9 protein-coding genes are annotated in these 8376 nt (G+C 72.8%); 2 read left to right on the forward strand and 7 right to left on the reverse strand.

The window, feature by feature from the left end; all coding sequences use genetic code 11:
* Positions 1–198: 198 nt before the first annotated feature.
* The 7 genes from ACFXPX_RS32795 to ACFXPX_RS32825 form a co-directional block, all read right to left on the reverse strand.
* A complete protein-coding gene (locus tag ACFXPX_RS32795; RefSeq protein WP_380593638.1) occupies positions 199–1809 on the reverse strand; it encodes a hypothetical protein in 1611 nt (536 codons plus the stop codon).
* 197 nt (positions 1810–2006) lie between these two features.
* Positions 2007–2411, reverse strand: coding sequence for a hypothetical protein (locus ACFXPX_RS32800; protein ID WP_380593637.1), 405 nt, complete (start codon positions 2409–2411; stop codon positions 2007–2009).
* Positions 2408–2644, reverse strand: a complete 237-nt coding sequence (locus tag ACFXPX_RS32805) for a hypothetical protein (RefSeq protein ID WP_380593636.1) — start codon at positions 2642–2644, stop codon at positions 2408–2410. Before ACFXPX_RS32805 ends, ACFXPX_RS32800 begins: the two co-directional genes overlap by 4 nt.
* A 74-nt stretch (positions 2645–2718) precedes the next feature.
* Entirely contained in the window at positions 2719–3774 is a 1056-nt protein-coding gene (locus ACFXPX_RS32810) for an NAD(P)H-dependent glycerol-3-phosphate dehydrogenase (RefSeq protein ID WP_380593635.1), read from the reverse strand.
* A gap of 62 nt (positions 3775–3836) precedes the next feature.
* A complete protein-coding gene (locus tag ACFXPX_RS32815; protein WP_380593634.1) occupies positions 3837–4199 on the reverse strand; it encodes a hypothetical protein in 363 nt (120 codons plus the stop codon).
* Between the two features lie 692 nt (positions 4200–4891).
* Positions 4892–5047, reverse strand: a complete 156-nt coding sequence (locus tag ACFXPX_RS32820) for a hypothetical protein (RefSeq protein WP_380593633.1) — start codon at positions 5045–5047, stop codon at positions 4892–4894.
* Positions 5048–5203: 156 nt separating this feature from the next.
* Entirely contained in the window at positions 5204–5701 is a 498-nt protein-coding gene (locus ACFXPX_RS32825; protein WP_380593632.1) for a PIG-L family deacetylase, read from the reverse strand.
* 312 nt (positions 5702–6013) lie between these two features.
* Between ACFXPX_RS32825 and ACFXPX_RS32830 the strand changes: the two genes are divergently transcribed.
* Both ACFXPX_RS32830 and ACFXPX_RS32835 read left to right on the forward strand, forming a co-directional pair.
* Positions 6014–6748, forward strand: a complete 735-nt coding sequence (locus ACFXPX_RS32830) for an NUDIX domain-containing protein (RefSeq protein WP_380593631.1) — start codon at positions 6014–6016, stop codon at positions 6746–6748.
* 243 nt (positions 6749–6991) lie between these two features.
* Positions 6992–7813: a 2-keto-4-pentenoate hydratase gene (locus ACFXPX_RS32835; protein WP_380593630.1), complete on the forward strand. Its 822-nt coding sequence runs from the start codon at positions 6992–6994 to the stop codon at positions 7811–7813.
* The last annotated feature ends 563 nt before the right edge of the window (positions 7814–8376 follow it).

Here is an 8376-nt window from a genome sequence, read left to right on the forward strand (position 1 = left end):
TCGGACGACAGCAGCGCGCAGGGCGCGAAGGGCTCAACAGCGGAGTCGGTTACTGGATCATCGTGTTGGACCTGGGCGCCTCCTTCTGGGGAGGGCAGTTGAGGGAACGGCGCCACGAGTTGCTGGGATGTTCGTACCGTTCGGAAGGCCTGCGTGCCGGACAGGGCGGAGTGCGTGATCGAGGGGCAACCGGGCGGGTCAGTTGGTCATGGTGTTGGTGAGGTGGGCCCCGATGTACCCGACGACCAGTTGGGCGGGGATCCTCTGGGTCTTGGCGTCAAGGAAGTGGATCCGTGGGGCGCGACCGCCGTTGTCGAGTTTCAGGTGGGGTTTCATCTGCGCCCATCCGGACGGATCGACGTCTCTGGGCACGGGGAAGCGCCGCTCCTCGCCCCAGCGGCCCATCGTCGTGCGCGATTCGTTCATGCCGAGTTGTTTGTGTGACCATCCCGCGGTGCCGGGGATGCCTGCCGAGCAGAATTGGTAGAAATTGCCCCGGAAGTCGCTGCTGAGCGCGTACGAGTTGAGAGCGCGCAGGCCGTTCCACGCTTTTGCTGCCCAGACCCGGGCCCGTTCGGACTCGTCCAGGGCTAGGGCCTTGGCCTGATCCGCCGTGACGAGAACGCCGGGGAGCTCGCGCAGGCGGCCCCAGAGCTCCTCGAAGGACTGCGGCACTCCTGCCTGCTCCTCGACGACCACTGCGTCCTCGTGGCGGCCGACGGTGCGAAGGCGGGCCCGCAGGAGCTCGACCTCCGAGTGAAGGCGGGCGACGTCGTCCAGTGCCCGAAGGCCGTCCTCGACGTCGCGCAGCCCGGTGGCGGTTGCGTCCTCCAGCTGCTCCTGGAGAGCCGCGATCGTCCGGGTGGCCAGGTCGGCGTTGCGGCTCGCCTCGCGGAGGTCCACGTCGGCTTGGGCCAGCAGCTCGGTGAGCAGCCCGATTTCCGCCCTGAGGGACGCGTTGTCGGTTGCGCTTCGATCGGCGGTCAGGGCGGCTTGCCGGTCGGCTTGGTGGGCCACCGAGACGTCGGGGAAGGCCAGGTGCTGCAGAGGCGCCGGAAGGACGGTGTCGCTGGCGGCCTGCTGGACGCGCCTGGCGATGCCGCGCCACGAGGAGTCACCGGGGTCGCTCATGCGGGCGTAGGAGATGAAGCGGTGGCGGGCGGCGTCCGGCACCCAGGCGGGGTCGACCCCGGGCAGGAAGGTTCGCACCGCCCCGCAGGACACCCGATGGTGCTCCCCTACATGCTCGCGGAACGCTTTGACGGAGGCGACGTCGCGCAGCAGGTACAGCGAGGCGGCACCCGCGCAGTTCGGCATGGTCTCGCGCATCCGGCTCGACCAGAGACTGTCCGGGCGCAGCGGTCGGGCGGCGACGATGACCGGCAGCTGCCGGTCGGGGTCGCACAGGACGTGCAGGAGCGGTTCGACGTCGGTGTCGACTTCCTGGGCGTGAAGGGTGAGTCGGGCGAGCCCGTCATGTGGGCGTAGGGCGGTGACGAGTTCGCGGACCAGTCGAGGGCGCCCGGGGACCACGGTGTGTCCGGGGTTGGCGAAGGCCTCCAGGAGAACGGAGACCGCGGAGGATGTGTGGTCCGGTGCTGTGGCGGTGACGGTGGTGCGCCACGTGGCGTTGCCCTGCTCCTCGCGGAGCTGGAGCCTGATCGACTGCTCGGTGCCGGCGCTGTCGTAGATGACCTGGGTGGTGAGGGTTGCGTTCTGGGTCAGGCGGTGGTGCCCGGAAGCCGTGGGGGCCATGCCGTACTTGGTGGTCAGCCACTCGGCGGTGATCCGCCGAACGGTGGGGAGCACGAGCCGGGGGTCGGGAAGGGCGAATGCGGAGCGTAGTGTTCTCGATACAGAAGTCAACGTCGCTTCCCGGCAGGGGCTGTGGGCGCGTGCCCAAGGCATGCTAGGCGAGTAGGGCCGGTCGGGGAGCGGCGGTTCACCCGAATAGGGGAAATGCAGGGAAGTGTTCGCCCGGTCTTGAGTCCGCGCCGTACGGGGGACTACTTCCCGGGGCGGCCGAGCTGACGGACGTTCCAGCCCGCGTGGCACCAGCGGTCGGGGTCGACGATGGTGCAGGGGGTTGACTTGGCGGCACTCGGGCCACTCGGTGGCCAGGGCAACCAGGTCGGCGCCGGTGAGGGCGGCGTGCAGGTCGTGGCGTGGGTAGCGTTGCGGCGCCAGTCGACAGCGGTCTGCAGCGCGTCGGCGGGGGTTCGTCCGGTGACCACGATCGCGGCGGAGGCGGCCACGGTGATGTCCGATTCCGCTTGGTTGGGCATTCCGCGGAGCACGGCGGTGGCACGGCGGAGATCGGCGCCGAGGTCTCGCTGGATGCCCTGCGCGCCGGCGCGGATCGGGGTGACGGGGGAGGCCTTGGTGTGGTCCACGGGGAGGTTGCTGGTCACGGGGCTTCTCCTGTCCGGGGGCCTGCGGGGGGCGGTCGGGGCGCTGCAGTTCTGGCAGAGGGTGGAGCGGGGCCCGGGTGCTGGTGGGGCAGGATGATGATGGTGAAGGTGGCGCGGCAGAACATCCGCCAGCGCAGCAGGCGGCCGGGCCGGTTGGTGAACCCGTTGGCCATCCAGGCCGCCAGGGCGGGGGCCACGGTGATCTGGGCAGCGGACAGCACGGACGTGTGCATGACGATGAGCCTCCGGGGTGGGAGGGCGAAGGTGGCAGGGGCGGCCCGGCGCCGACGCGGCGGGGCCGCCGAGGTCAGCGCTCGGGCCGGGGAGGGCGCTGCATCAGCGCGGTGGCGGCCTCGTCGAGCGTGATCTTCTCGTTCAGCAGGGCGGTCATCACGTTGGTGATCGGCATCTCGACGCCGTGGGCGTGGGCCAGGGCGAGGATCGCCTCCGCGCTCTTGACGCCCTCGGTGGTCTGCCGGGTGGCTGCCGTCGCCTCCGCAACGCTCATGCCGCGGCCGAGGTGGACGCCGAAGGTGCGGTTGCGCGACAGCGGGGAGGAGCAGGTGGCCACCAGGTCGCCGACGCCGGACAGGCCTGCGAGGGTGGCCGGGTGGGCGCCCATGGCCTCGGCCAGGCGGGTGGCCTCCGCGAGGCCCCGGGTGATGAGCATGGCCGTGGAGTTGTGGCCCAGGCCCATGCCCGAGGCAATGCCGACCGTCAGGGCGATGACGTTCTTCACCGCTCCGCCCAGTTCGCAGCCGGTCACGTCGGTGCTGGTGTAGGGCCGGAAGCCCGGGGTGTGGCAGGCCCGCTGGAAGCGGTGTGCGGCGTCCTCGTCCGGGCAGGCGATGGTCGCGGCGGCGGGCTGGCCGGCCATGATCTCGGCAGCCAGGTTCGGGCCGGACAGCACCGCGACCCGGTAAGCCGGGACGCCGGTGACCTGGCTGATGACCTGACTCGCCCGCAGTCCGGTGCCGACCTCGATGCCCTTCATCAACGACACGATCACCGTGTCCGGCCCGATGTGCGGCGCCCACGCGGCGAGGCTGGTCCGCAGCGACTGCGCGGGGATGGACAGCACCAGGAAGTCCTCGCCGGCCAGCGCGGCGGCCGGGTCGGTCGTCGCCGTCACCGAGGCGGGCAGCTCGGTGTCCGGGAAGTAGCCCGGGTTGCGGTGAGTGGTGTTGATCGCGTCGGCGATCTCGCCTCGGCGGGCGTGCACGGTGACGTCCGTACCGGCATCGGCCAGGACCTTGGCGATCGCGGTGCCCCAGGACCCGGCCGAGAACACCGCCGCGCGGACAGAGTGCTCGGTCACAGCGGGACCCCTTCTTCGGCTGTTCGCTCGGACTGCGGACCTCATGGCACGGGCCCCACTCGCATCCTCGGTCGCCGCCTAACACCTCGGTGACCGTCTGGCGGCGCTCACTTGGCCACCCCCGGGCCAACGGCGAGGCCAGTGGCCACGATGGCCGCCAGGGTGGCCAACGGGAAGACGGCCATGGCCGTCCACATGGCCGTCGTGGCACCGTCGTAGCCGTCGGCGCCCACCACGGCACCGAACCCGAGCGCGAGCGTGGCCAGCGGCCACATCCCGACCCTGGAGCCGAGCGCGACCAGCAGCATCACCGAGAGCAGACCGACGACGGCCGCGCCGGCGGGGAGCGCAACCCACCCCCAGGCCATGGTCCCGGAGTAGCCGCCGAGCACGGCCACGTGGTGGAGAGAGCGCAGGGACGGGGCCAGCGTCAGGGCACCAAGGGCTGCGGCCCCGTAAGCGCAGGCCATCCAGCCGACCCGAGGCCGGTCATGCCGCGTGCGGGGATTCACGGGGATTTGCTCCGATCATGAGTTTCGGGATCGCTTCGGATGTCAGGCGGTGGGCGATCAGGCCCTTCCCCTCGGCATCGACCACTCCGGCGTGATCAAGATGCCGACACCCAGCCTGACCGGGACGGGAACACCGAAACCCGGGACAACACGCCGTTACATCGGCTACAGAGAGCTACCGATGCAGGGACCCGGTCACGCCAGACACCGTGGTCGCCAGGACGCCGGGCCACCGCGGCCCGGCTGCTCCAACGCCCCGGACTTCGTACTCCGCGACGGCGGCCGTCGGGCTCCGGGTCGGGGTGAAGGTGGTGCTGTGCGCACCCCGGAGGCCTCCGCACGCCCTCTACCGTCCGATGCCGGGGCGGGTGAGGATGAGCGGTTGAGCGTGTCCCGTACGCGACCGAAGGGGAAACGCCGTGGGAGACCATTCGAAGCGGCGCCGGACCCCGGACCGTCGGGCCCTCACGGTCACCGTCACGGCGTAGTCCCGCGCGACGTCGGCAGTCGGCAGCGGCACCGTGGAGAACGGCGGCCCCGGACCCGAACCCCCGAGCGGGCCGGGGAGCCGCACCAACACTGTTGGCCCGTTCGGATGTTCAGGAGGAGCCGGCCCCGTGTGCGGTAGCTGGCAGGGCCGCCGCTCTGTTTCAGGCCGCGCCCGAGATGACGGTGTTGGCCGCGTGCAGGCCTGCGGGGCTTCCGCAGTCGTAGTAGGCCCCCAGGATCGGCTGGACCAGCAGGTCGTGGTCGTGGGCGAAGGCGGTGATGGCGTCGGTGTGGCCTGGCCCGCAGTTCGCCGTCATCCGCGGGCCGGACGGCGGCAAAGTACGGCAGTGCGGTCGCCGGGAGCAGGGTCCTGCTGATGTTGACGTGCGCGGTGCCGTGCTCGCGGTCGCCGGGGTTCCAGGCCCGCACCGAGTCCATCAGGGGATGCTCGCCGGCGTGGGGGCGGTGCTGGATCACGCCGTAGCGCAGCGGGCGGTCGGAGGGTTGGACGGCGACGGCGACCGCGCCTGCGGTGTGGGCGCCTCGGCGGGCGTTGACGAGGTCTGCCAGGTCCGATCCCTGGTCCAGGCGCAGGAGGAGGTCGTCGCCGGAGGCGAGGAGGAAGTCGTCACCGCCGATCCACTCGGCGGCGCACAGCGGGGGCAGGGCGGTGCCGTAGTGGCCGGTGCCGTAGTGGCCGGTGCCGCGCGGCTGCTCGATGACGAGACGGTGATGCCGGTGTCCTGGTAGCAGGCCCGTAGTTCTGCCAGCCGCTGGACGGTGGTCAGGGTGATTCCGGCGGCTTGGTCGGCGACGGACACGCCGTTGGCTCCGTGGGTGGCGACGATAACGGTGACGGAAGCGCCCGCGTCGCTCCAGCCGCGCAGCGTGCCGTAGAACACCAGCAGGTCGTCATCCGGATGGGCGACGACGGCCGCCACGCGGGCGCTGCCGGTCAGGGTGATCGACATGGTCACTTCCCTCTTGAGTCGCCGGAGGGCTCGTCGTACCGGGCGGTGTACGGCTCTGGCGGCCGGGTGCCATCACACCGCCCGGTCCGGGTGGAGCGGGAGGGCCGACGAGGGGGCCGACGGACGGCGCGGGGGCCCACGCGGCGCCGGCCCGCCCCGGTGCCCGGCGAGGTGGCCCGGGGCGGTGGGGACCGTGGGACGCAGGTCGCCGCACGAGGCGGACCCGCCGCGGCGGGCGGGCAACCTAGCAGAGGGCGTGGCGGTCGCGCAGACGATGCCGGGAGGGCCCGCCCGGTCTGCCACGATGGCCGGGTGAGCAACGTTGAGTTCCTCGACGCTAGGACCCTGCGCCTGGAGCAGACGGCCGTTCCCCCGTTGTCGCCGGAGGAACTGGCGGCCATGGACCGCTTCTGGGACGAGGCGGTCGCCCGGCAGCCGGCGCTGTTCGACGGCCCGGCGGTGGCCTGCGTCGGAGTCGAGACACAGGCCGACGGCGCTCTGCTGCTGTCGTGGGCGGCGGCGACCTACCGCCACCGCGCGCTTCGCCGGGTCGAGGGCTGCTCCTGGTTCCCCGCTTCGATCTTCGTCACCGTGCTGCAGCCGGTGGAGGACGGCGGGCTGATCGTCGGCCGGAGCTCCGACCTCACCGCGTCTGCGGGACGGTGGGGGCTGCCCGGGGGTTCGGCGGAGCCGCCGGCCGACGGCGAGCGTCTCGACGTGGCGGCGTTGCGGCGGCACGCCGCGCGGGAGTTGCTGGAGGAGACCGGTGTCGGCTGCGATCCCGAGGACATGACGGCCTGGGGCGTGACCCGCGGCGAGCACGGCAACGTCGGCGTGCACTTCCTGGCGCCGGAGGTCCCGGCCGCCCTGGCGCTCAAGCACCACGAGGCGCTGGCGCACGAGGAGCGCGCCCGCGGTGTCGGTCCCGAGCTGGACCGGCTCGCGGTCGTGCGCAGCGTGCAGGACGTGAGCGACCTCGGGCACGCCGCGGACTTCCTGCCGCTGGTCGTCTCCCGCTACGTCGGCGGCGAACCCACCGGAGCCTGACCGCCCCGCCTCCCGGGCGGCCGGGTCCGGAAGCGCGTCGGCCCCGCCGTCGGTCCGTCGGCCCCCTCGTGAGCCCTGCCGCGGGCGGTGGCCGCCGAGCTGTGATGGTCACCGGTGCAGAACTGCTGCACCAGGACCTCACACCTGGGGGACTCCATGTCCGTACGCTCCCGAGGCCCTGCCGCTCCGCCGCCCGGTGCCCCGCGCCGCCCTGCCGGCGGCAGGTCCGCCAACCGGCCGCCGATGCCGCCGGACCTGCCCGATCTCGGTGCCGCCCTCACCGGCCAGGGGCCGGGCGGTGAGGTGGCGCCGTGGATCGAGCAGGAAGCCCTCGCCCTGTGGCAGGCCGAGCGCGCCGCCGTCCCCGTGACCTCGCTGACCGCCCGCCGCCCGGACGTGGACCTGGTGGACGCCTACCGGATCCAGCGGGCCGGGGCCGCGCTGCGGATCGTGGCCGGGCCCCGGCCGATCGGCCACAAGGTCGGCCTCACCTCCGAGGCGATGCGCCGGCAGGTGGGCATCGCCGAACCGGACTCCGGCGTCCTCCTCGACTACATGGCCGTCCCCAGCGGCGGCACGGTCGACACCGCCGCCCTGGTGTCCCCGCTCATCGAGAGCGAGTTCGCGTTCCGCCTCGGCGAGGACCTGGCCGGTGAGGCGGTCGACGTCGCCGCCGCGCGCGCGGCGGTGTCCGAGGCGATGGTCGCGCTGGAGATCATCGACACCCGCTACCGGGGCCGGCAGCTCGCGCTGGCGGACAGCGTCGCGGACAACGCGGCGTGCGCGCGGATCGTCACCGGGCCCGTCGTACCCTTCCGCCCCGGCCTCCACCTGCCCGAGCGCCTGCTGAGTCTGCGGAGCGGCGGCGCCCCAGCCGCCTCGGGGACGGGCCCGAGGTCCTCGGCGACCCGCTCGCGGCCGTGGCGTGGCTGGCCCGGCGCCTGGCCGCGTTCGGCACCGGACTCAAGGCGGGCGACATCGTGCTGTTCGGTTCCGTGCACCAGGCCGTCCCGCTGCGCCCCGGCATGCTCGTCGAAGCCGGCTGCGCCGTCCTGCCCCCGGTGAGCGCCCGCGCCCTCTGAGCGCCGCCCCGCTCGGCACCGCCCGTCGGGGCGGCCGCCGTCCTTCACAGACCACCCCTGACGGGAGGACTTCGCCATGAACCAACCGGGAGAGCTGCCCAGGGCCGCCGTCCCCGATCTTCGGCCCAGGCGACGGCGGGCCGCAACGAGGAGAATCCGGTGTGGAAGCAGCCCGCGGCAACCGGCTGGCGCCGCGCCACCCCGGTGCCGTCGCCCGAGCGGGTGATGAGGTGGGGGTTCGCTGGCGGCGGCAGCCCGCGCTGTGGGGTAGTGGGCGGGTACGTATCAGGAGGACGGCGACCGGCCGTCGGGGCCATCGTGCTCACCTTGCTGACGGCTTCGCCCGCGCGGCACCCGCAAGCCCCGGCTGGAGCTCTCGTGATCCCGTCGCCACCAGTGTGCTCAGCAACTCGATGAGCGCAGTCGTGCACGCAGAACGCGACGTCCGGCACGTCCGCTGCACTCAGTCCGCGGTCCTGTGGCGCGCAGCCACAAGTGCCAGGGGGTGGAGTCCTGACCGAACGTCGGCGGCCGGCGCGGGGGTCC

Source organism: Kitasatospora sp. NPDC059146 (assembly GCF_042786665.1).
Classification (GTDB): Bacteria; Actinomycetota; Actinomycetes; order Streptomycetales; family Streptomycetaceae; genus Kitasatospora.

Excerpts from the sequence above, each read along its gene's own strand:
- ACFXPX_RS32805 (WP_380593636.1), bottom strand. The coding sequence starts at position 2,644 with ATGCACACGTCCGTGCTGTCCGCTGCCCAGATCACCGTGGCCCCCGCC.
- ACFXPX_RS32810 (WP_380593635.1), bottom strand. The coding sequence starts at position 3,774 with ATGAGGTCCGCAGTCCGAGCGAACAGCCGAAGAAGGGGTCCCGCTGTG.
- ACFXPX_RS32815 (WP_380593634.1), bottom strand. The coding sequence starts at position 4,199 with ATGGCCTGCGCTTACGGGGCCGCAGCCCTTGGTGCCCTGACGCTGGCC.
- ACFXPX_RS32820 (WP_380593633.1), bottom strand. The coding sequence starts at position 5,047 with ATGACGGCGAACTGCGGGCCAGGCCACACCGACGCCATCACCGCCTTC.
- ACFXPX_RS32825 (WP_380593632.1), bottom strand. The coding sequence starts at position 5,701 with ATGTCGATCACCCTGACCGGCAGCGCCCGCGTGGCGGCCGTCGTCGCC.
- ACFXPX_RS32835 (WP_380593630.1), top strand. The coding sequence starts at position 6,992 with ATGCCGCCGGACCTGCCCGATCTCGGTGCCGCCCTCACCGGCCAGGGG.